The sequence below is a fragment of the Limimaricola hongkongensis DSM 17492 genome (assembly GCF_000600975.2).
In the GTDB taxonomy this organism is placed as follows: domain Bacteria; phylum Pseudomonadota; class Alphaproteobacteria; order Rhodobacterales; family Rhodobacteraceae; genus Limimaricola; species Limimaricola hongkongensis.
Window position 1 is genome coordinate 158,648 of record NZ_KK088652.1, and the last position, 20,369, is coordinate 179,016.

At 67.2% G+C, this 20,369-nt stretch carries 30 protein-coding genes and 1 pseudogene; 18 read left to right on the top strand and 13 right to left on the bottom strand.

Features of this window, described 5'->3' with window-relative positions:
- Positions 1–67 precede the first annotated feature (67 nt).
- The 7 genes from LOKHON_RS16560 to lpxB all read left to right on the top strand — a co-directional run bounded on the left by LOKHON_RS16560 (position 68) and on the right by lpxB (position 6,492).
- A complete protein-coding gene (locus LOKHON_RS16560; protein ID WP_017928689.1) occupies positions 68–193 on the top strand; it encodes a hypothetical protein in 126 nt (41 codons plus the stop codon).
- A 147-nt stretch (positions 194–340) separates the two neighbouring features.
- Positions 341–2,602 carry an outer membrane protein assembly factor BamA gene (gene bamA / locus LOKHON_RS08985; protein ID WP_017928688.1) on the top strand — a complete coding sequence of 754 codons (2,262 nt, stop codon included), beginning with the start codon at positions 341–343 and terminating at the stop codon, positions 2,600–2,602.
- Entirely contained in the window at positions 2,602–3,219 is a 618-nt protein-coding gene (locus LOKHON_RS08990) for an OmpH/Skp family outer membrane protein (protein WP_017928687.1), read from the top strand. The genes bamA and LOKHON_RS08990 overlap by 1 nt, the downstream gene beginning before the upstream one ends.
- A 79-nt stretch (positions 3,220–3,298) precedes the next feature.
- Positions 3,299–3,775: a 3-hydroxyacyl-ACP dehydratase FabZ gene (fabZ, locus tag LOKHON_RS08995; RefSeq protein ID WP_017928686.1), complete on the top strand. Its 477-nt coding sequence runs from the start codon at positions 3,299–3,301 to the stop codon at positions 3,773–3,775.
- Complete coding sequence (lpxA, locus tag LOKHON_RS09000) at positions 3,775–4,557, top strand: acyl-ACP--UDP-N-acetylglucosamine O-acyltransferase (RefSeq protein WP_017928685.1); 783 nt, start codon at positions 3,775–3,777, stop codon at positions 4,555–4,557. The genes fabZ and lpxA overlap by 1 nt, the downstream gene beginning before the upstream one ends.
- A 4-nt stretch (positions 4,558–4,561) precedes the next feature.
- Complete coding sequence (locus tag LOKHON_RS09005; protein WP_017928684.1) at positions 4,562–5,347, top strand: LpxI family protein; 786 nt, start codon at positions 4,562–4,564, stop codon at positions 5,345–5,347.
- A complete protein-coding gene (gene lpxB / locus LOKHON_RS09010) occupies positions 5,344–6,492 on the top strand; it encodes a lipid-A-disaccharide synthase (protein WP_026147501.1) in 1,149 nt (382 codons plus the stop codon). Before LOKHON_RS09005 ends, lpxB begins: the two co-directional genes overlap by 4 nt.
- Before the next feature lie 47 nt (positions 6,493–6,539).
- On the opposite strand, the gene mnmA is transcribed toward lpxB, so the two are convergent.
- Positions 6,540–7,679 carry a tRNA 2-thiouridine(34) synthase MnmA gene (gene mnmA / locus LOKHON_RS09015; RefSeq protein WP_017928682.1) on the bottom strand — a complete coding sequence of 380 codons (1,140 nt, stop codon included), beginning with the start codon at positions 7,677–7,679 and terminating at the stop codon, positions 6,540–6,542.
- A 163-nt stretch (positions 7,680–7,842) separates the two neighbouring features.
- Between mnmA and sciP the strand changes: the two genes are divergently transcribed.
- Both sciP and LOKHON_RS09025 read left to right on the top strand, forming a co-directional pair.
- The gene (sciP, locus tag LOKHON_RS09020; protein WP_017928681.1) at positions 7,843–8,121 is read left to right on the top strand and encodes a CtrA inhibitor SciP; all 279 of its coding nucleotides are present in this window, start codon (positions 7,843–7,845) and stop codon (positions 8,119–8,121) included.
- Between the two features lie 95 nt (positions 8,122–8,216).
- A complete protein-coding gene (locus LOKHON_RS09025; RefSeq protein WP_281177650.1) occupies positions 8,217–8,906 on the top strand; it encodes a response regulator transcription factor in 690 nt (229 codons plus the stop codon).
- Here LOKHON_RS09025 and LOKHON_RS09030 read toward each other — a convergent pair.
- The 12 genes from LOKHON_RS09030 to LOKHON_RS09075 all read right to left on the bottom strand — a co-directional run bounded on the left by LOKHON_RS09030 (position 8,846) and on the right by LOKHON_RS09075 (position 16,308).
- Entirely contained in the window at positions 8,846–9,838 is a 993-nt protein-coding gene (locus tag LOKHON_RS09030) for a tyrosine-type recombinase/integrase (RefSeq protein WP_017928679.1), read from the bottom strand. The genes LOKHON_RS09025 and LOKHON_RS09030 overlap by 61 nt on opposite strands.
- The gene (locus tag LOKHON_RS16140; RefSeq protein ID WP_017928678.1) at positions 9,835–10,011 is read right to left on the bottom strand and encodes a hypothetical protein; all 177 of its coding nucleotides are present in this window, start codon (positions 10,009–10,011) and stop codon (positions 9,835–9,837) included. The genes LOKHON_RS09030 and LOKHON_RS16140 overlap by 4 nt, the downstream gene beginning before the upstream one ends.
- 90 nt (positions 10,012–10,101) lie before the next feature.
- The gene (locus LOKHON_RS09035; RefSeq protein WP_017928677.1) at positions 10,102–10,443 is read right to left on the bottom strand and encodes a hypothetical protein; all 342 of its coding nucleotides are present in this window, start codon (positions 10,441–10,443) and stop codon (positions 10,102–10,104) included.
- Positions 10,443–10,889, bottom strand: coding sequence for a cold-shock protein (locus LOKHON_RS09040; RefSeq protein WP_017928676.1), 447 nt, complete (start codon positions 10,887–10,889; stop codon positions 10,443–10,445). The genes LOKHON_RS09035 and LOKHON_RS09040 overlap by 1 nt, the downstream gene beginning before the upstream one ends.
- Positions 10,886–12,529 carry a DNA cytosine methyltransferase gene (locus tag LOKHON_RS09045; RefSeq protein WP_017928675.1) on the bottom strand — a complete coding sequence of 548 codons (1,644 nt, stop codon included), beginning with the start codon at positions 12,527–12,529 and terminating at the stop codon, positions 10,886–10,888. The genes LOKHON_RS09040 and LOKHON_RS09045 overlap by 4 nt, the downstream gene beginning before the upstream one ends.
- On the bottom strand, positions 12,529–12,786 hold the full coding sequence (locus LOKHON_RS09050; RefSeq protein WP_017928674.1) for a hypothetical protein: 258 nt from the start codon (positions 12,784–12,786) through the stop codon (positions 12,529–12,531). Before LOKHON_RS09050 ends, LOKHON_RS09045 begins: the two co-directional genes overlap by 1 nt.
- A gap of 1 nt (position 12,787) precedes the next feature.
- A complete protein-coding gene (locus LOKHON_RS09055) occupies positions 12,788–13,177 on the bottom strand; it encodes a hypothetical protein (protein WP_017928673.1) in 390 nt (129 codons plus the stop codon).
- A gap of 34 nt (positions 13,178–13,211) precedes the next feature.
- Positions 13,212–13,520 (bottom strand): hypothetical protein, encoded by a 309-nt coding sequence (locus LOKHON_RS16145; RefSeq protein ID WP_162561779.1) that lies wholly within the window; start codon positions 13,518–13,520, stop codon positions 13,212–13,214.
- The gene (locus tag LOKHON_RS09060; protein WP_017928670.1) at positions 13,517–13,741 is read right to left on the bottom strand and encodes a hypothetical protein; all 225 of its coding nucleotides are present in this window, start codon (positions 13,739–13,741) and stop codon (positions 13,517–13,519) included. The genes LOKHON_RS16145 and LOKHON_RS09060 overlap by 4 nt, the downstream gene beginning before the upstream one ends.
- A gap of 770 nt (positions 13,742–14,511) precedes the next feature.
- The gene (locus tag LOKHON_RS09065; RefSeq protein ID WP_017928669.1) at positions 14,512–14,904 is read right to left on the bottom strand and encodes a type II toxin-antitoxin system HicB family antitoxin; all 393 of its coding nucleotides are present in this window, start codon (positions 14,902–14,904) and stop codon (positions 14,512–14,514) included.
- Positions 14,905–15,245: 341 nt separating this feature from the next.
- A complete protein-coding gene (locus LOKHON_RS09070) occupies positions 15,246–15,785 on the bottom strand; it encodes a hypothetical protein (RefSeq protein WP_162561780.1) in 540 nt (179 codons plus the stop codon).
- 205 nt (positions 15,786–15,990) lie between these two features.
- A complete protein-coding gene (locus LOKHON_RS09075) occupies positions 15,991–16,308 on the bottom strand; it encodes a helix-turn-helix domain-containing protein (protein ID WP_017928667.1) in 318 nt (105 codons plus the stop codon).
- An 85-nt stretch (positions 16,309–16,393) separates the two neighbouring features.
- On the opposite strand from LOKHON_RS09075, the gene LOKHON_RS09080 reads away from it, so the two are divergent.
- The 9 genes and pseudogenes from LOKHON_RS09080 (at position 16,394) to LOKHON_RS16470 (ending at position 20,369) form a co-directional block, all read left to right on the top strand.
- Positions 16,394–16,609 carry a hypothetical protein gene (locus tag LOKHON_RS09080; RefSeq protein WP_017928666.1) on the top strand — a complete coding sequence of 72 codons (216 nt, stop codon included), beginning with the start codon at positions 16,394–16,396 and terminating at the stop codon, positions 16,607–16,609.
- 204 nt (positions 16,610–16,813) lie between these two features.
- Complete coding sequence (locus LOKHON_RS09085) at positions 16,814–17,257, top strand: hypothetical protein (RefSeq protein WP_017928665.1); 444 nt, start codon at positions 16,814–16,816, stop codon at positions 17,255–17,257.
- Entirely contained in the window at positions 17,254–17,517 is a 264-nt protein-coding gene (locus tag LOKHON_RS09090; protein ID WP_017928664.1) for a hypothetical protein, read from the top strand. Before LOKHON_RS09085 ends, LOKHON_RS09090 begins: the two co-directional genes overlap by 4 nt.
- Complete coding sequence (locus LOKHON_RS09095) at positions 17,514–18,461, top strand: ParB N-terminal domain-containing protein (RefSeq protein WP_017928663.1); 948 nt, start codon at positions 17,514–17,516, stop codon at positions 18,459–18,461. The genes LOKHON_RS09090 and LOKHON_RS09095 overlap by 4 nt, the downstream gene beginning before the upstream one ends.
- On the top strand, positions 18,458–19,009 hold the full coding sequence (locus LOKHON_RS09100) for a hypothetical protein (RefSeq protein ID WP_017928662.1): 552 nt from the start codon (positions 18,458–18,460) through the stop codon (positions 19,007–19,009). Before LOKHON_RS09095 ends, LOKHON_RS09100 begins: the two co-directional genes overlap by 4 nt.
- 2 nt (positions 19,010–19,011) lie before the next feature.
- Positions 19,012–19,533, top strand: a complete 522-nt coding sequence (locus tag LOKHON_RS09105; protein WP_017928661.1) for an MT-A70 family methyltransferase — start codon at positions 19,012–19,014, stop codon at positions 19,531–19,533.
- Between the two features lie 51 nt (positions 19,534–19,584).
- The gene (locus LOKHON_RS16150) at positions 19,585–19,758 is read left to right on the top strand and encodes a hypothetical protein (protein ID WP_017928660.1); all 174 of its coding nucleotides are present in this window, start codon (positions 19,585–19,587) and stop codon (positions 19,756–19,758) included.
- A gap of 119 nt (positions 19,759–19,877) precedes the next feature.
- Positions 19,878–20,036: pseudogene (locus tag LOKHON_RS16465) on the top strand (DNA translocase FtsK); the annotation flags it as partial.
- Between the two features lie 57 nt (positions 20,037–20,093).
- Positions 20,094–20,369, top strand: coding sequence for a DUF2312 domain-containing protein (locus LOKHON_RS16470; protein ID WP_026147498.1), 276 nt, complete (start codon positions 20,094–20,096; stop codon positions 20,367–20,369).

Below are 20,369 nucleotides of genomic sequence, written 5' to 3' on the forward strand. Positions count from 1 at the left end.
CATGCCCCGGTCGAAATTTCGCCCGATTGCGCGCCCATGCTGGGTGCGCATTTTCGGGAGAACGCCCATGCCGACGATTCTGAGAACCGATGCCGGTCTCGGCCTTCTGGTCGCGATGCAACGCGACCGGTTGCTGTTCGCGGCCGCGCTCCTGCTCGCGCTGATCATCGCGGTGCGCATCGCGGCGCCCTGATTGTCGCGCAAGGGGCATCCAAGCTTTTGACAACGCCCCGCCGGGCCGGTACTTCCCTAGGCCAAGAAACGACGTGTGGCAGGGATGGTGACGATGACGGCTCGGAGCAGGGGCGCCTTGGCGCGCAAGTTGACAGGGGCCGCCAGCGTGGCCGCCCTGATCGCCGCGATCAGCGCGGTGGCACCGGCGCTGGCGCAGGATTTCCGCTTCGAGGAGGTTTCGGTCGAAGGCAACCGCCGGATCGAAACCGGCACCATCCTGACCTATGCCGGCATCGCGCGCGGCGAAACGGTGAGCGCCGCCGCGCTCAACGACGCGGGCCAGCGGATCCGTGAAAGCGGCTTGTTCCGCTCGGTCGAGATCCGGCCCGAAGGCGGCCGCCTCGTGATTGCCGTGACCGAATTTCCGACGATCAACCGCATCGGGTTCGAGGGCAACGCCAAGATCAATGACGAGGAGCTCGCCGGTCTCGTCTCCGCCACCGAGCGGCGCGTCTACAACCCGGTTCAGGCGCAGGCCGACGCCAACGCCATCGCCGCCGCCTATGCCGAGCGGGGCCGCATCGACGCCACCGTGCGCCCGGCGCTGATCGAACGGTCCGACAACCGCGTCGATCTCGTCTACCAGATCACCGAGGGCGGCGTGACCGAGATCGAGCGGATCTCCTTCGCCGGCAACCGCGCCTTTTCCGACCGCCGCCTGCGCGGCGTGCTCGCGACCCGCCAGGCCGGGCTGCTGCGCCAGTTCATCAAGAGCGACACCTTCGTCGCCGACCGCATCGCCTTCGACCGGCAGATGCTCACCGATTTCTACCGCTCGCGCGGCTATGTCGATTTCGAGGTGCTCGACGTCGATGCCGAGCTGACCCGCGCCCGCGACGCCTATCTTCTGACCTTCAATATCCGCGAAGGGCAGCGCTTCACCGTCAACGCCATCGACATCGAAAGCCAGATCTCGGGCCTGTCGCCGGATCGCTTCAACGAGGCGGTGCGGCTCGATCCGGGCGCGTATTTCTCGCCCAGCGCGGTCGAGGACGACATCGCCCGCATGGAGCGCATCGCGATCCGCGACGGCGTCGATTTCCTGCGAGTCGAGCCGCGCATCGAGCGCAACCCGCGCGACCTGTCGCTCGACGTCACCTACGTGCTGACCCGCGGCGAGCGGATCTTCGTCGAGCGGATCGACATCGAGGGCAACTCCACCACGCTCGACCGTGTCGTACGCCAGCAGTTCAACACCGTCGAGGGCGACCCGTTCAACCCGCGCGCCATCCGCGAAAGCGCCGAGCGGGTCCGTGCGCTCGGCTACTTTGCCGACGCGCAGGTCAATGCCCGTCCCGGCACCCGCCCCGACAGCGTGGTGATCGACGTCGATGTCGAGGAACAGCCCACCGGCTCGCTCTCTTTCGGCGCCAACTATTCCACCGACAACGGCTTTGGCCTCGTCGCGGGCTTCAAGGAGCGCAATTTCCTTGGCCGCGGCCAGCTGTTCAGCGTCGATTTGTCGACCAGCCAGAACAACCGCGTCGTCTCCTTCGATTTCGCCGAGCCCGCCTTTCTGGGCCGCGACCTGCGATTCGGCTTCGGCGTCGATTACCGCTCGACCGACAATGACGCGGCGCTCTACGACACCGACACCTTCCGCATCTCGCCCTCCTTCACCTTCCCGGTGAGCGAGAATGGCCGGCTGCAGACCTATTACGCCGCCGAATACACCGACATCACCGATGTCGACATGGAGGATGCCAGCCCGATCATCATCGCCGAGCAGGCCGAGGCGGGCGTCTGGACCAATTCGCTGGGCTATGCCTACAGCTACGACACCCGCCGCTCCGGGCTCGATCCCAATACCGGCGTGCTTTTGCGCTTCGGCCAGGAATTCGGCATCGGCGACGAAGCCTTCGTGAAGACCACGGCGCGGGCGACGGCAGAGACGCGCGTTCTGGGCGAAGACGTGCTTTTGCGCGCGACTCTCGAAGGCGGGATGATCAACCATTCCGACAGTTCGACCCGCGTGACCGACCGCTTTTTCATGGGCGGTCGCGTGATGCGCGGATTCGAGCCCGGCGGCATCGGCCCGCGCGATGCCGAGACCGACGACGCGCTCGGCGGCAACAAGTTCGCCGTCACCCGGCTCGAGGCGGAATTCCCGCTGGGCCTGCCCGAGGATTACGGCATTTCCGGCGGCGCCTTCGTCGATTACGGCTCGGTCTGGGAGGTGGGCGACCTGCGCGGCCGCGATCCCGATCTGGTGCTTTACGACGATTTCACGCCGCGCGCGGTGGTCGGTGCCTCGGTGTTCTGGGACACGCCGCTCGGGCCCTTGCGCTTCAACTTCACCGAGGCGCTGCAATCCGAGGCCAGGGACGAGACCCGCGGCTTCGACCTGACCATTTCCTCGCGCTTTTGATGCGGCGGCTGGCGGCGGCACTCGGGCTCGTGGCGGCGCTCGGCGCGCCGGCCTTCGCGCAGCGCGCGAGCGATGCCCCGGTGCCGGCCCCCGCGCCGCAGGGCGCGGGCGGCATCGTCGTGCTCGACACCGAGCGGCTGTTCTCCGAAAGCGCGTTCGGTCAGCGTTTTGCCGCCGACCTGCAGGCGCAGACCGAGGCGCTGATCGAGGAAAACCGCCGCATCGAGGACGAGCTGAAGGCCGAGGAGCAGGCGCTGACGGAACGCCGCGCCACGATGGACCCGGCCGCCTTCAGCGCCGAGGCCGACGTCTTCGACGCCAAGGTCCAGCAGATCCGGCGCGAGCGCGATGCCAAGGAACGCGCTCTGCAACAGGAGGCCGCGGCGGGGCGCGAAACCTTTCTCGCCGCCGCCGGTCCGGCGCTGGGGCAGGTGATGCTGGCGCGCGGCGCCGCCGTGATCCTCGACCGGCGGGCGGTGTTCCTGTCGACCGGCGCGGTCGACATCACCGATGCCGCTCTCGCGGCGGTCGACGCCGCGATCGGCGACGGATCGCAGGCCGGATCCGGAACCGGGGATGACGAGGCGCCTGTGGCCGACCCCGAGGCGGCGCGCTGACCGCGCCTGCCTTGCCGCCCGGGGTCCGAGTTGCTACTCAGGCCGCGACAACGCGCCGTGAGGGAAGGACCGCACAGACATGACCGACACCCCCGAGACGGGCACGCCGACCACCGCCGACATCCAGCTGATCCAGCGCATCCTGCCGCATCGCTACCCGTTTCTGCTGGTGGACCGCGTGGTCGACATCGACGGCACGTCGAGCGCCACGGGCATCAAGAACGTGACGATGAACGAGCCGCATTTCCAGGGCCATTTCCCCGGCAACCCGATCATGCCCGGCGTCACCATCATCGAGGCGATGGCCCAGACCGCCGCCGTCATGGTCGGCACCACGATGAACCTCGTGGACGGCAACATGCTGATCTATTTCATGGGCATCGACGCGACCAAGTTCCGCCGCAAGGTGGTGCCCGGCGACCAGCTCTTGATGAAGGTCGAGACCACGCGCGGCAAGCCCGGCGGCAAGGTCTGGCGCTTCAAGGGCGTGGCGACGGTCGACGGCGAAATGGCCGCCGAGGCCGAGTTCACCGCGATGATGGACCTTCAGGGCTGATGAGTTCCATCCACCCATCGGCGGTGATCGAGGACGGCGCGCGGATCGGCGAGGGCTGCCGCATCGGTCCGTTTTGCCATGTCGGCCCGCAAGTGGTGCTGGGCGCGGGCGTCGAGCTCAAGAGCCACGTGGTCGTCACCGGCGACACGGAGATCGGGGCCGAGACGATCGTGTTCCCGTTTTCAGTGATCGGAGAGATCCCGCAGGATCTGAAATTCGGCGGCGAGCACAGCAGCCTGCGCATCGGCGCGCGCAACCGCATCCGCGAGCATGTCACCATCAACACCGGCACGCAGGGCGGCGGCGGCGAAACCCGCGTCGGCGACGACTGCCTGCTGATGGCGGGCTGCCACGTCGCGCATGACGTCACGGTCGGCGACCGGGTGATCCTCGTCAATCACGCCAGCGTCGCGGGCCATTGCGAGATCGGCGACGACGTGATCATCGGCGGGCTGTGCGGGATTCACCAATGGGTGCGCATCGGCCGCGGCGCGATCATCGGCGCGGTGACCATGGTGACCAATGACGTCATCCCCTTCGGCCTCGTGCAGGGCCCGCGCGGACGGCTCGATGGGCTCAACCTCGTGGGGCTGAAGCGGCGCGGCACCTCGCGCGAGGAGATCGGCGCGCTGCGGGCCGCCTTCCGGGCGCTCCGGGACGGCGAAGGCACGTTTCTCGAACGCGCCAACGGGCTGCACGACACCCAAAGCGACCTCGTACGCGAATTGTCGGCCTTCGTCTCGGCGCAGAGCGACCGCCAGTTCCTGACGCCGCAGGGCTGAGGCGATGCTGGCGCTTTTCGCCGGGACCGGGGCGCTGCCGGGCGCGATTCTGTCGCACCGGCCCGAGGCGCTGGTCTGCGAAATGGCGGGCGTGCCGGTCGAGGCGCCCGAAGAGGTGGCGCGGATCGGCTACCGGATCGAAACGCTGGGCACGCTTCTGGCCGATCTGCGCGCGCGCGGCGTCGACGAGATCTGCCTTGCCGGGGCGATGACCCGCCCCGCCATCGACATGAGCGCGATCGATGCGGCCACCGCGCCGCTGGTGCCGCGCCTCGCCGCGGCCATGGGGCAGGGCGACGATGCCACGCTGCGCGCGGTGATGGCCCTGCTCGAAGAACAGGGCTTCGTGCTGCGCGCCGCCCACGAGATCGCGCCCGAATTGCTGCCCGCTCCGGGTCAACTCGGCGCGGTGCCCTTTCCCGCCGGGCAGGAGGGTGACGCGGCCCGCGCCGAAGCGGTGCATCGCGCCATGGCCGCCGCCGATGTGGGGCAGGCCTGCGTGGTACGCGGCGGGCTCTGTATCGCGGTGGAGGCGCTGCCGGGCACCGACTGGATGCTCGACAGCCTGTCCGGTGGCGAGGCGGCGGGCGGTTTGCTCTACAAGGCGCCCAAGCCCGGACAGGACCGCCGCGCCGACCTGCCGGTCATCGGGCCGGACACCGTCGCGCGCGCCGCGCGCGCGGGCCTTGCGGCCATCGTGATCGAGGCGGGCGGGGTCATGGTGCTTGGCCGCGCGGCCACCACCGCCACCGCCGACCGCCACGGCATCGCCATCGTGGTCCGCTCGTGAGGGTCTTTGTCATCGCCGGTGAGCCGTCCGGCGACCGGCTTGGCCGGGCCGTGATGGCCGGGCTCAGGAGTCTCGTGCCGGACGTGCGCTTCGACGGTATCGGCGGGCCGGGCATGAAGGCCGAGGGGCTGTCAAGCCGATTCCCGATGGAGGAGCTGTCGGTGATGGGCATCGCCGAAGTGCTGCCGCGCTACCGCCATCTCATGCGGCGTCTCGACCAGACCGCGCGCGCGGTGATCGAGACGAAGCCCGACATCCTTCTGACCATCGACAGCCCCGATTTCTGCCTGCGCGTGGCGCGGCGCGTGAAAGAGGCGGGCGCGCCGGTGCGCTGCGTCCACTATGTCGCGCCCAGCGTCTGGGCCTGGCGGTCGGGCCGGGCCGACAAGATGGCGCGCAGCATCGATCATGTGCTCGCACTCCTGCCGTTCGAGCCGCCCTACATGGAAGCCGCCGGGATGGCGTGCGATTTCGTCGGCCATCCCGTCGTCACCGATCCGCAGGCGAGCGATGCGGAGGCCCGCGCCTTTCGCGACCGCCACGGGATCGGCGACGCGCCCTTGGTGCTGGCGCTGCCCGGATCACGCCGGGGCGAAGTGCAGCGTCTGTCCGAGACCTTCGGTGCGGCGCTGGCGCGGGTGCAGGCGGCGCTGCCGCAGGCGCGCGTGGTGCTGCCCTGCGCCGCGCCCGTGGCCGATCTGGTGCGCGCCGAGACGCGCCACTGGACGGTCGCGCCGCTGCTGATCGATCCCGCGCGCGATGCCGATGGCGCGGAAAAGCGCGCCGCTTTCCGCGCCGCGGACGTGGCGCTCGCCGCTTCGGGGACGGTGTCGCTCGAACTGGCGGCTGCCGACACGCCGATGGTGATCGCCTATGACATGGGCTGGATTTCGCGGGTCATCATCGGGCGGATGCTGCTGACCGACACGGTGACGCTGGTGAATCTCGTGAGCGAGACCCGGACGGTGCCGGAATATATCGGCCGCGACTGCCAGCCCGAAGCGATCGGTCGGGCGCTGTTGCGGGTGCTGGAGCGCCCCGAGGCCCAGCGCGCGGCGTTGTGCGACACGATGCGGCGGCTCGGGGCGGATGGCGAAGCGCCGGGGTTGCGTGCCGCCCGCGCGATTCTGAGCCGCGCGGGCTGAAGCAGTTTCTTCGAGAAAACCGAAAGAATTCTCGAAGCGTTCTGCGCTTAGCGGCCCTTCCAGATCCAGCCGCCGCCAAGGACGCGGGTGCCCTCGGCCTCGTAGAACACGCAGGCCTGACCCGGCGAAACGCCCTGCTCGGGCGACAGCAGTTCGACTTCGGCCTCGGTGTCGTTGATCGGCCGGATCACCGCCGGGGCGGGCGGACGGGTGGAGCGCACGCGCACCAGCACTTCGCGCTCGGCCCGGTCGGTGAACCCGCCATCGCCGAGCCAGTTGATCTCGCGGAGCGGCACGCGGCGCGTGGCCAGCATCTCCTTTGGGCCGACCACGACGCGGCGCGTGTCGACATCGAGTTTGACCACGTAGAGCGGCTCGTCGAGCCCGCCGATGCCAAGGCCACGCCGCTGGCCCACCGTGTAGTGGATCAGGCCCCGGTGTTCGCCAAGAACCCGGCCATCGGCATGCACGATCTCGCCCGGCTCGGCGGCGCCGGGGCGCAGCTTTTCGATCACGGCGGCGTAGTTGCCGTTCGGCACGAAGCAGATGTCCTGGCTGTCGGGCTTGTCCGCGACCGACAGCCCGTAGCGCGCGGCCAGCGCCCGCGTTTCATCCTTCGACGCCAGCCCGCCCAGCGGAAAGCGCAGGTAGTCGAGCTGTTCCTGCGTGGTCGAGAACAGGAAATAGCTCTGGTCGCGGTTGGCATCGGCCGCCGAATGCAGCTCGGCGCGCGCCGCGCCCATTTCGCGGCGGATGTAATGCCCGGTCGCCATGCAGTCGGCGTCGAGATCCTTGGCGGTGGCCAGCAGGTCCTTGAACTTCACCCGCTCGTTGCAGCGGATGCAGGGCACGGGCGTGGCGCCGGCGAGATAGCTGTCGGCGAACTCGTCGATCACCGCCTCGCGGAAGGTGTTCTCGTAATCCAGCACGTAATGCGGAAAGCCCATGCTTTCGGCCACGCGGCGCGCGTCATGGATGTCGCGGCCCGCGCAGCAGGCGCCCTTCTTGGCCAGCGCCGCGCCGTGATCGTAAAGCTGCAGCGTCACGCCGACCACGTCATAGCCCTCTTCCTTGAGCTGGGCGGCCACGACGGAGCTGTCGACGCCGCCGGACATCGCGACGACGACGCGGGTTTCCGAGGCGGGCTTGGCGAAGCCGAGCGAATTGAGAGCGGTGTCGAGCGGCATGGGACGATCCTTGGCGCGGGCCCTGGCGCGCAAAGGGGAGAGGCGCGCCGGGCGGGTGATCGCGCTGCAATATATGAAAATCGACCTCATTCTCAACCCCCCGGCTTCACGCCTCCTTAGCCGCGCCGCGGCAGGCTCACGCCGGGGTGAAAGGAGGGTGAGAATGTATCTCAAGAAGATCGAGGGACCGCGGGCGGTGACGCTGCCCGACGGGCGTATCATCACGCGCGCGGATCTGCCGCCGCCGGACACCGCGCGCTGGGTCGCTTCGCGCAAGGCGCGACTTCTGCTGGCGCTCGCCGTGGGTCTTGTGACACGCGACTATGCGATCGAGACCTATGGCCTGTCGGAAGAGGAGCTTCAAAGCTGGGAAAGGCTGGCGTCCCGGCATGGCGCGGAAGGGCTGCGCGCCACATCTATTCAAAAGTATAGACAACCTTAAGGTGCAGTGCCATTGTTTCCCTAGGGTAACGAGGTGTTAACCGTCAGGTGGCTTACTTGCCACCGGCGGTGAAGCCGGATCACGGAGGGTAAGGAATGCGCGTTTTACTGGTTGAGGATGACCCGACCACGTCGAAAAGCATTGAGCTGATGCTCACCCATGCGAACCTGAACGTCTATGCGACCGACATGGGGGAAGAGGGGATCGACCTTGCGAAGCTGTATGACTACGACCTGATCCTTCTGGACCTGCATTTGCCGGACATGGATGGCCACGAGGTGCTGCGCCAGCTCCGGCTCAACCGGGTCGAAACGCCGATCCTCATCCTGTCGGGCGACGACGACACGGAAAGCAAGCTCAAGGGCTTTGGCTTCGGCGCCGACGACTACCTCACCAAGCCATTCCACCGCGACGAGCTGGTGGCGCGCATCCATGCGATCATCCGCCGCTCCAAGGGACATGCCCAATCGGTGATCGAAACCGGTACGGTCTCGGTCAATCTCGACGCCAAGACGGTCGAGGCCAGCGGGCAGACCGTGCATCTGACCGGCAAGGAATACCAGATGCTGGAGCTTCTGAGCCTGCGCAAGGGCACGACGCTCACCAAGGAGATGTTCCTGAAACGTATCCAGAATGCCGTAACCTGCTGTTTTCTCTGTGTAGAAAAATTCCGTTTCAACGCCAGTTTCAACGTTCACGAAGATGCCTGCCTTTGTTCCGTGGGTCACTTTCGGCCCTTCTGCGCCTCCATCGCCCGCGCCTTCTGCCGCGCCGCACCCGCATAGAGCTGGGCCATCTCCTTGCTGCTGTGGCCCGTTATCGCCATGATGTGCTCGTCGGTCATGCCGGGCAATGCCGCGATCTCGCTGGCCGCCGCGTGCCGCAGCGCGTGAATGTCCCACCGCTCAGCGCCGATCTTTTTCCGTACCGCCATGATGTCGGCCCAGAGCGTCTGGTAAGCGAAGGCCTTGCCGTTCTCTTGCGCCAAGATGGTTTCGCCATGCCGCGGCATTGAGGCGATCGCCGCTCGCAAGCTGTCCGTAAAAGGCACCCATATGCCATTGCTCGTCTTCGATTGCCGCACACGGATGCCGTCATCCTCGATCTGATCCCATCGCATCGTACGCACGTCCTCGACGCGCTGGCCGGTCCCCAGCAGCAGCTCGAAAGCCCGAAGGGGTCGGGGCCCGGCCTCGCGGCGGAAGGCTGCGATCATCTCGCTCGGCCACGCCTCGCGCTTAGGTTTCGTACTTTTGAGCTTCGCCACATCCTTCGCAGGGTTTGCGCCCTGGTTGATCCAACCAATGTCGATCGCATGCTCGAACAAGACCGAGAGGACGCCGACCTTCCGGTTCGCGTCGGTCGGTGTGTCAGCCAGTGCGTTGCGCATCTCGATCACATGCACCCGCTTCATGGTGCGCGGATCGACAGCGGCGATCACGTCCTCAAAGTAGCGCAGATGCCGCCGGTAGCCCTTTTGCGTCACCGGCTTGAGGTCGGTCCAGCGGCTACTCTCCATGTACGAGGCTATGAGGCCCTTCATCGTCTTCGCAGGCGTCGGTTGTCGGCCGCGCAGAAGCATCGCATACTCGGCCGCGAAGTCGGCAGTGCCGGGTTCGCTATGGATGCGCTGCGTTTTGCCGCCACGGCGCTGGAAGTAGACGTATCCCTTCGCGCCTTTCCGGTAGCAGAACTTCGGCAGATCCTTCTTCGTCACTTGCGCTTCCAGTTCACGAGATCGGCGTCGGTGGCGACCGACTTCACGGGCGGCTCATCTCCGAAGGTGAGCTCGATCACCTTGCCGTCGACTTTCGCGCCGCGCACCACCTTCCCGGCGGCCTCGCTGGCGCGGATCAGCCGCTCGAGGCGACTATCGGTGGCAGCAGCCATGGATCACTCCTCCGGTGCGGGGTTGGGAGCGGGGCGCAACGCCCGGCGCACGTCGCCAAGCCGCTGTCGATCGCGCATTAGCGTGGCGGCCTAGAGGCACTCTTCGGCGGCTCGCTTGTGTAGAGCCGCGTCTGCTTCCAGCGCCTTGATGGTGTCATCTTCGGGGCGGCGCGGGGTGTCGGGCTCTGCAAGGATGAACGCGCCGTGCTTCTCCGGGCCACAGTGGCTGATCCTTTTGACCGCCTCCTCAAAGGGCAGCACCCAGGCGTCAGGCTTTCCAGCCCAAGTGTAGCCGCGGCCGCCGGTGCGCCAGACGCCATTCTCGGTCCTGATGTGCACCATCTTTCCGGTCCAAGAGCGGACGCGGGCCGTGTTGCCGTAGCGCCGCATATACCGCTGGGTGATGTGACGGTCCGAGTACGAATCCCCCATCACACCCACTCCCCAACTGCCGCAACTACCGGTCCGCGATCACCCTGCACGACGCTCACCGCCAGCGCTTCACCCGGCGCGGCGTCGTCCCGGCCACCTGCGCGCAGCACGTCGCGTCCGAGACACACGTCGCGCTCCTCGCCGAGCAGCTGCACGAAGCCGTAGCCCTTCGCCGCGTCGAACCAGCGGACGCGCGCGGCAACCGTGGGGCCGGCCAAGACCGGCGCCAGCGCATCGAAGCCGACGACCCGGTCAACCTGCACGCCGCGCGGGGTGGTGCGGATCTCGACCTCTAGGCCGGTCCCTTCCGCGATGGTGCTGCGTCCGGCGGCGAGGAGCGTGTTGGAGTGCAGCAGGATGCCGGGCGTGGTGACGAAGCCGTAGCCGCGGGCGAGGTCGAACCATTTGCAGGTCGCGTGGATGGTGGTGGGGGTGAGGGCGTTCATGCTGCGGTCTCCTTCACGCGGTCGGCGGCGAGGTGGGCGCAGTTGGCCCGGATCAGCGCGGCCGCCACGGGCGGGCACACGCTGTTGCCGCATTTCTGGGTCTGGTGGGTCTTGGGCATCGGGCGCCCGTCGGCGCCGCGATCGATGATGTAGCTGTCGGGGAAGCCCTGCGCGCGGAACTGCTCGCGCGGGGTGAGCATCCGCATTCCGATGTCGGTGATCGCGTAGGGCTCGCCGCCGATCTCGACGGTGACGACGCCGAAGCGGTCGCGGGTCGTCAGGGTGTGGCACGGCTCGCCAATATCCTGACCCTCGCCCTGGCCGTAGTACTTGGTCATGAAGGCCGCGACGAGACCGGCGTGGTTGCCGCCCGATGTCACGGTCGGCGCGGGCACCTCGATCGACCGGCCCGCGAGTTGCGCTTCGGCCGTTCCGCGCAGGTTCATCATGGTCGCGGCCACCACGTTCTGCTGCGTGCCCCGCGTTGTGAGGGTGCTGATCGGCGCGGTGGCCGGGCGGCCGGCGTGGCGCTCCATCTTCGCCCCAGCGTTATGCTGGGCGAGAAAGGCCGCGACCAGCGCATGCTTGGCCCCGCCCGCGACCATCGTGCCGATGGGCTTGTGCAGGTCGAGGCTGCGAGGTTGCTGGCCCTCGCGCTCGCCATAGCCGGTCTGCACCAGCGTAGGGATGATCAAGGCGTTCTGATCCTTCAGGCTCGCGGTGATCGTGTGCACGGGGTCGAAGCCCGAGCGCATTGCGCCGCCGTGCTGGGCATAGGTCACGAGAAACGGTTGCCGCGCTTCGATCACGAACCGCTGGATCCCGCGCGCCACCCGCTTGAGCGTGTTCTCGGCCAGCGGCCGGATCGCCCGAACGCCGTGCTTGCGCATGATCTCCTCGCTGGTGTCGAAAATCGATGGGCAAGGGATCGACCAGTCGATGATCTCGGCCGCCGTGCGCCACGGCTTGCGCTTCCCGGCCAGTACCTCGGCGCTGTCTGGCGCGCCATGCGTTGGCGTCGGCCAGATGATCGGGCGCCCGTCGCAGCGTGCGACGAGGAACAGGCGCTTGCGGATCGTCGGTGCGCCGAAATCGCAGGCTCGCAGCTCGCGCCACTCGACCTTGTAGCCGAGCTTGCGAAGCCGCCCGACCCACAGCCGGAACGTCGCGCCGCGCTGGGCGGCGACAGGCCGGTGGTCGGGCCCGAGCGGGCACCAGTCCTGAAACTCCTCGACGTTCTCGAGGCAGATCACCTCGGGGCGGACCAGCTCGGCCCAGTGGACCACGACCCATGCGAGGTCGCGGATGTTCTTCTCGAGCGGCTTGCCGCCCTTCGCCTTGCTGTGGTGCTTACAGTCGGGCGAGAACCACGCCAGCCCGACGCGCTGGCCCGGACGCACCAGGTCGCGCGGATCGATCGCGTAGACGCTCGAGGTCAGGTGCCGCGTCTCGGGGTGGTTCGCTCCATGCATGGCCAGCGCCATCTCGTCATGGTTGATCGCTACGCCAGGGCTGCGCCCGAGGGCCATCTCGATCCCGGTCGAGGCCCCACCACCGCCGGCGAAGCTGTCAGCGATCAGCGGCGGCAGATCGGCGCCGGGCGCGGCGGTCGGGAAGCCCGTGAACAGGCCGCCGTCCATCAAGCCGCCCTCCGTTCCGCCTGCTTCCGCCGCGCCACCTTCGCGCTGCAGAACCAGTCGCCCACCGCCGCCGCCTCGTCGCGGCCACGCCCGATCAGCCCGTGCAGGCGGATCACCACATCGCCGCCGGCGCGCTCGATGCTGGCCGCGTTGGCCTGTTCGCGGATCTCGGCGAGGATCGCCTCGTGGCAGCGCTTGCGGGGCATCGGACTGATGCGGTCCATGAAACGGGCGAAATCGTCGTGGATGTCGAGCATCTTAGAACTCCATCAGGTACGGATCGGCGGTCACCGCCATCCAGATCGCGTCGACCGCCCAGAGCAGCCCTGCCGACGCTAGGATCAAAGCCAGCACGGTGGTGACCACGCGTTCGAGGCGCTCGGCCCGAGTCTCGTGAGCTTCGATCCGATCGTTAAACGCGGCGCGCTTCTCGGCCCAAGGCGACAGGGTCTCGCGTTCGCGCTGGGCGTCCATCTCGCGCTCCAACAGCTCGATCTCGGCCATCTCTTCGTCGCTGAGCAGTCGCGACGCACGGGGCGCGCCATTCGTGTTGGCAGTCGTGTTGAAACGGAGGCGCCAGTCGGCGCGAATGCGGTTCAGAAGTGGCCGCTTGCGCGCCGCGCGGGGGGTAGGGGCAAGCTGGATCACTTCGATCTCTTCTTCTTCGGGGCGGCCAAGCCAGTCAGGGGGCGGCCATCGCAAATGATGGTGATGCGGTTGCGGCGCCGGGCGCGGATGGGGCCATAGGCGACCCGGTTGCCGATGCGGATGAAGCCGATGTCCATTTCCGCCCTCCCTCATGCACCGCGGCGCGCTGGGCGCTGGATGCACCGCGCAGCCATCCCTCGATGTCGAGCATGGTCTCGGCCTCTGCTGCCGCGAGCCGCGCCCGGTGCTGCGCGCGCAGGTAGCCGATGGCGAGCTGGCGCGGCGAAAAGCGTTCGATCAGGTCGGAGATCTGCGCCTCGGTGGGCCTGTGTGGCGCGCTCATGTCCGCACCTTGGCCGCGGCGGCGGGGTCCGGGTGCGGTCCCGCCTTGCGCGGATAGCCCGGAAGCATCGCCCCGACGACCGGGCGGCCTTCGATGACGAAGGCGAGGTGCCCGCCCGGAAAGACCGCTACCTTCGTTGTGAAACGGCCCTGTCTGATCGGCCCGCTCAGGCCTCCGGTCTGCACGCAGCGGATGGGGATGTCGGGAAGGGTGGTCGTCATGGGCGTCTCCCTTTGCCGCAGGATTGCGGTATGGAAAGGAAACTATTGGGGACATTTGTCCCCGTCAACACATAAAAGGACTTTTGTCCCCTTTTTTGATTCGAGCCACGTGCTATATCACCCCTGTCAGCGCCGGACGGCGTCGCATGAAAAAGCCCGGCACGGGGCCGGGCGAGGAGAAGTGACAGGCTTCGTTCAGCGCGAATTGGATCGGATCGGCGAGGCACTGCGAGCCGATCCGGAGGCGCCTAACTACGATCGGCTCTATGCCGCGCAGCAGGCGCTAGCTTGGGCCAGCGACCCAGAGGCGTTCCTGCCTCCATCCAAGATGATCAATTGCCAGCAAGGAACCGGCTGCCCAGCCCCCGCCGACCCGTCAGCGCCCGCGGTCGTTCAGCCATTGAGCGCAATGTCCCATGTTGCATCCGGCCCAAGCGGAACCGACCTCATCAATGAATAAGACGTCATTGCGGTCTACCAGTGGCATAAGGGCGTCCCTGAGCGCCGCAGCGGGACCTGCAGCCTCGACAAACCATAGCGAGCCCTGAGCATGGCAGTGTGAGAAGCTTCGACGCGCCTCCGTAAGTCGATCATAGCTCTGTCCGGGCTGACGCAAGTCGTACGAGACTGAATAAATGGGCATTCCCGATTCTCCATCGTTGGTTGTGGTGACCTGATGGTGAACCGCCGCCGGGGGTCACACAACCTCCGGCGGCAACGAAAAAGCCCCGCTTGAAGGCGGGGCTGGTTAATGGGTCCGGATGCCGAATTCAGGCGACCGCCGAAGCTTCCGGCCACAGGGCTTTGTACGTCATGCCACCCTCAGCAGATCTTTGGCTTTTGCCGGCCCACTTTCCGGATCTTTCGAGCCGTCGAGCCCTCTCGTTCGCTCGCTCGAGCTCAGCCGTCAGCTTGGCAACGGATTTTGCCATGGCTTCGAACTCGGCATCCCGCTCCGCTTGGTGACTGTTCGGAGCAGGGATATCAGCCTCGCGCTCCTTTTGGGCTTCCATCCAGCAGGCAAATGCATCCGTTCCGTTCTTCGCGGCCTCTTCAGGCGTCTCGCCGTCGGAAATGCAGCCTGGAAGGTCAGGGAAAAACGCGATGTAGCCGCCTCCGTCCTCGTCTGCGAGAGGCATGATCGTCATGGGGTACTGGATCATGTGGCCTTACCCTTTCCCTTGAGCGCGTCGCGATGCGCTAGCGTGTAGTCAGTTAGAAACTTGATATATATGGTTTTTATTGGCCGGTTGTGCGGCACCGTCACGCTGTCTCGCAGATGCGGACTTGATATGACGTAGTGGCTCCCTCTGGAGGGGGATCGTAGCTCAAGCCCTTCCTGTTTTGCCAGCGTTTTTACGTCCCCAAGCGACCAGTCGCCGCGTGGATTGTCTCTCATCTGATCTAGGAGCTTCCGCTTCTTCGCCAAGCTCTCACACTCCTTGTTGATAACCGGTTATTGTACAGGCCGCCCCGATCGGCCTTCTCCCACTCGCCCGCTGGCTCACCTGACGCGAGCGTTGAGTGCTGTCGGATCTGCGCGCATGGAGGGCCGTGCATCGACTGTAGTTTGCGGCTTGGCTCTAGATCTGTCCTCGTAGACCACCACCTCCCGCCGCCCCCCGAGGGAGAGGATCAGTCCGGCTATTAAGAAAATGGAGCCGAGAATGAAGCCGATGAAACCGGCGGCAAGAGTGAAGGCCCCGGTAGCCAAACCAGTACCGATGACGGCCGCGCCGCGATCAGCCTCGGCGGCAGCTTCGACGACCTCATTGGCCGTCACGCCGGACAGCAACATGGTGGAGAGAGGCAGAAGGAACATCGCTGCGCCCGTGATAAGGCAGCCTCGACCGAAAGCCCGCCGCATTGATGGCGCGAAGGCGCATAGGGCTGTGATGGCAATGAAAACGATGGCCATGATACCCGCCGTCGCCTCACCGCCTTCTTCGCCCGGCATCATTGCGGCGAAGGCCGGCGAAAGGGTGATCGTACAGATCAGGGCGAATACGGCCCCAACCACCAGACGCATCAGAAAGCGCAGCACTCGCATATCATGTCCCTCAGCTGACAGCATAGAATCGAACCCTAACCCACCCGGCAGATCGCCCATAGGTTTATATGACGCTACGTCTGGACACCGGCGTCGGAGCAGTTAGTGTTCACGTTAAGTTCTGGTTTTGCTCGGAGGGAGGAACATCGTGTGAGCCCGCGGGAACAAGAGGTTCTGGATGCGCTGCGGCAAGCCGTGATTATCCCTCAAGGGCAGGATCGCGATCGGCTGATCCAGCAGCTCGAAGAATTGCGCGCTCACGAGGTGTCAGCTGATTGTAGAGTGAGACTATCTCAGCTCGGTCTTGCACCGTCCGGTCCTCGATGAACTCGTCCAGGCTGTAACCGAAATACCGGGCGATCTTCACGGCGTCCTCGACATTGGTCGAGCTGCCCTCCCGGCCCTTCAGCTTCTTCAGCTGCTCGTAGGAAACACCCGCTTCTTCGGCAACGCGCTTCACGGGCGTGCCGGTTCGTTCGAGGTGGGCGAGAAATGCATCGCGAAACGTCTTGGCCATGCCCAAATGTACCGTTGCGTATGCCCGGCCCGAAAGGCGACGATTGTCCCTTGCCATGAGGGGACAAAAGTCCCTATTGTGCGGTATGACCAGAGACAAGCTCATCTCCCGCATTGAAAGCTACGCCAAGCGGCATGGCATCGCGCCCGCCACCGTGACCAGCCGGGCGGTCGGAAACAGCCGCCTGTACCATCGGCTGAAAGCCGGTGGGGGGTGCACCATCGATGTGGCCGAGCGGATCTGGGCCTACACCGCCCCGAACGGCAACGGGCACATCGCACCCGAGAACACCGCCGCCTGATGCTCCTCCCCTCCCAGCCCTGAGCCCCGCACATGCCCCGTACGCCCGGTCCTCGCCAAACTGCACCCTGCGCCCACAACCAGCGGGATTCTTGCATGGCCGCACAGGTCCGCGAGGCCGTTTCCTATCAATGCATTGCGTCTGATCCATACCGTAAAGGTGGTGCGAGCCAGGGCGCGGTGCAAAGCAATAAGGTTGCCCCTCATGCCTGACAGCCGGTCCTACCTGCACACGCTGATGCGCGGCGCGGTACGTAAGCACTTTCCCAAGCAGGCCTGTGCCGCTCTGGAGATCGCCGAGTACTGGGGCGGCGCCGGCGCATCAGCCGATTACGCCGCTTTTTCTCGCAAGATGAACGGTACCCGGGAATGGTCGCTGTCCGACGCGGTGGCGATCTACCACCTGACCGGTTCGCGCCGCATCCTCGACGCTATCCAGTCAGAGGGCTCCGACGATCTGCCGACCGACCCGGCGGCGCTGCTGGCCCATGCGACCAGCCTCATAAAGGAGGGCGGCGAGGGCGCCGCCGCGCTGATCGACGCCGGGCAGGGTGGGTGCCTCGACGAGGCCGAGGCGCAGCTGGTGGACATCGCAGAGGCCGCGGCCCGCGCGCTGGCGGCGGTTCGGGCGATGCGGGGTGCGGCATGACCCCGCGCTCCGAAGCTCTTGCCTATCGCATCTGGGCCGAAGCCAAGCCCATTGGCTGGGATTGCAGCGTGACCGACCTCGCCGAGGCGCTCGACGAGACCCCGCAGCGCATCGGCATGATCTGCCGTGCCAAGGGCTGGTCCGACCGCTTTCGCGTGAACCCCAGCAACACCGACGTGCGAGCCCATCGCCCGTACCATGCCGACGAGCTGATGCCCGAGGTAGGCGACCGCGTCGTGCGTGGGGAGATGATGCAATGACCCATTCCGGCTCGCTCTCCTCCTCCCTGGCGGTGCCGGATGCCGCCGCCGCTGGCTCCTCCCGGGCCGGCGGCGGCACCCAACACGCAGCGCAGTGGCGCACGATCGACATCACCGGCCTCGCGCCCGTGCCCACCGCCGCGGCAGACCGGGTCCCGAGCCTCCTGTGGGTGGCGATCGAGGATCTCGTCATCGACGACCGCTACCAGCGCCCGCTACTCGCCGAGAACCACGCGATCATCCTGCGCATCGCGGCCGCTTTCACGTGGGACCGCTTCTCGCCCGTGGTGGTCGCGCCTGCCGCCGCCGGCGCGCCGGGCAAGTACGCGCTGATCGACGGTCAGCACCGCACCCACGCCGCCGCGCTCGCCGGGAAGACCAATGTGCCCGCATGGCTCGTGAACCTTGATGCCGCGGCGCAGGCCGCCGCCTTCGCCGGGATCAACGGCGACGCCACCCGCGTCAGCCCGACACAGATCTACCGCGCCGCGCTTGCCGCCGGTGAAGCGTGGGCCGTCGACTGCGACCGCGTCGTGCGCAATGCCGGGTGCGAGCTGATGACGGTGGCCCTACCGGCCGCCCAGCGCCGCTCCGGTCAGATCTACGCCATCGGCCTGATCCGCCGTCTCGTGGAGACCGGGCGGGCCGGGGATCTGCACCAAGCGCTCCGCGCGCTGGGCGCGAGCATGCAGGGCCAGCGCGCCTATGTCTGGGACGCGCAGATCCTGCAGGCCCTCGTCGACGCAACCAGCGCCGTTCCGGGCATCGACGGCGCGGCTCTGGGCCGGTGGTTGCCCGGCGTGAACCTGCAGAAGCTGCGCGAGAGCGCGGAGCGGCTGCGCCATTCGCCCGGCTACACGGGCCGCAGCGTCATGTCGCTGCTCACCGAAATCCTCACTGCCAAGCTGGAACTCTGGCTCAAGGAAGGGGGCACACCCGCATGACCCATTCATCGATCCTCGACGCGCTGGGCGCGGTCGCCGACACCCCGGTGGAGCACAAGGACCTGCTGGCCACGCTGCGCCGTCTGGCCGCCGAAGAGGATGCCTCCGCCGCCGAAGCACCCGACGCGCCCCGCAGGCTCGCCGCATCCAGTCCGCCCGAGGCCTCCGCACCCATCGCCGCCGGTTCTGCCTCTCCCGAAGCCGAGCGCATGCCGTGGCCCAATAGCTGGTTCTCGACCAACGACCCGGCAGATGGCGCCCGCTGCCGCAACCTCTGGGCCTCGGTGCTCACCAGCTGCCTGATCGGCGCGCTGACCGACCGCCTCGACCGCAAGCGCCGCGCCGACGTGCCCGAAAGCTGGATCGGCAGCGCGAGCTTCCAGATGATCTGCGAGATGGCCGGCTTCGACGCCACCGCCATCGAGGACCGCGTCCGTGCCAAGATGGAGACCGACGAGGGCGCCGAGTACCTGCGCCGCGACCTGTCGGGCCGCCTGCCGCGCCGCCTGCATGCCCAGCGCGCCGACCTGACCGACGGGGAGGGCTGAGCATGGGGCCCTTCGACATCATCCTCGCGGATCCGCCCTGGCGCTTCGCCTCCAACAGCGAGGCCAAGCCTGGACGCAACCCTCGCCGCCACTATCCCTGCATGCGGGACGAAGAGATCTGCGCCTTGCCCGTGGCGCGCTGGGCGGCCCCCGCCGCGCTGCTGCTGATGTGGACGACCTCGCCCATGCTGGATCGCTCCATGGCCATCCCGCGGGCATGGGGCTTTCGCTACGTGTCGTCGCTGGTCTGGACCAAGGACCGCATCGGCACCGGGTACTGGGCGCGCAACCGGCACGAGCTCGTGCTGATCTGCAAGCGCGGCCGCTTCGACTGCCCGCGCCCGGCGCCCTTCGCCGACTCCGTCATTTCCGGGCAGCAGCGCGAGCACAGCCGCAAGCCGGATGCCCTGCATGCCCAGATCGATGCCGCGTGGCCCGAAGCCCGCAAGCTCGAGCTCTTCGCCCGCCAGGAACGGCCCGGTTGGACCGCCTGGGGAAACGACACCGCGCGGTTCGCCGCCTGACCCGATCCCGGCCGCGGGGATCAGCGGCAGAACCGAAACAGGAGAACCACCGTGTCCGACCTCACCACCACGCAGAAAGCTGCCCTCGACCAGATCCGCGCTGCGAGCGGAGCGCCGGTCGTCCTTCCCGTCAGGACCGGCGGCAAGCTCGTCGATCTCGGACATGCCGTGAAGGACGACAGTGCCGGTCACGGCAAGGCGCGGGCGGCCTATCGCGCCGCCTGAGATGGCAGGCGGGGGTCTCGTGCCCCCGCATTCACAAAGGGATTACGACCATGAACGAGCAGACCGCCATTCCCATCCCCTCCGAGGCTGACGTCATCGCCGCCGCGGTCGTCGACCCGATGATCCGGAGCGCAGCCGCCTATGTCATCCGGACCGGCAAGGTGTCCGTGAAGGGCATCCGCGAGGCCTGTATGGTCGGGCCGTACCGCGCAGGCGAGATCATCGCGTCGCTGGAGGCGCTGGGCGTGGTCGGGCCTGCCGATCGTACGGAGAAGCGACTCGTGCTGCTCGACGCGCTGCCGCCCGCCCTCGATCCCAAGGCGGCCAAGGCCCGGATGAAGGAAACCCCCGAAGACGTGGCCGTGCGGACGAACGCCGAGAATGCGGCGGGCGAGGAGTTGCGCCAGTTCATCGAGCGCGTCGAGCATCTCGAGGCCGAGAAGAAGGACATCGCCGAGCAGATCAAGGAGGTCATGGCTGAGGCCAAGGGGCGCGGCTACGACACCAAGATCCTGCGCAAGGTCATCGCGCTCAGGAAACGCGACGCAGACGACATCGCCGAGGGAGAGGCGGTGCTCGATATGTACAAAGCCGCGCTGGGCATGAGCTGA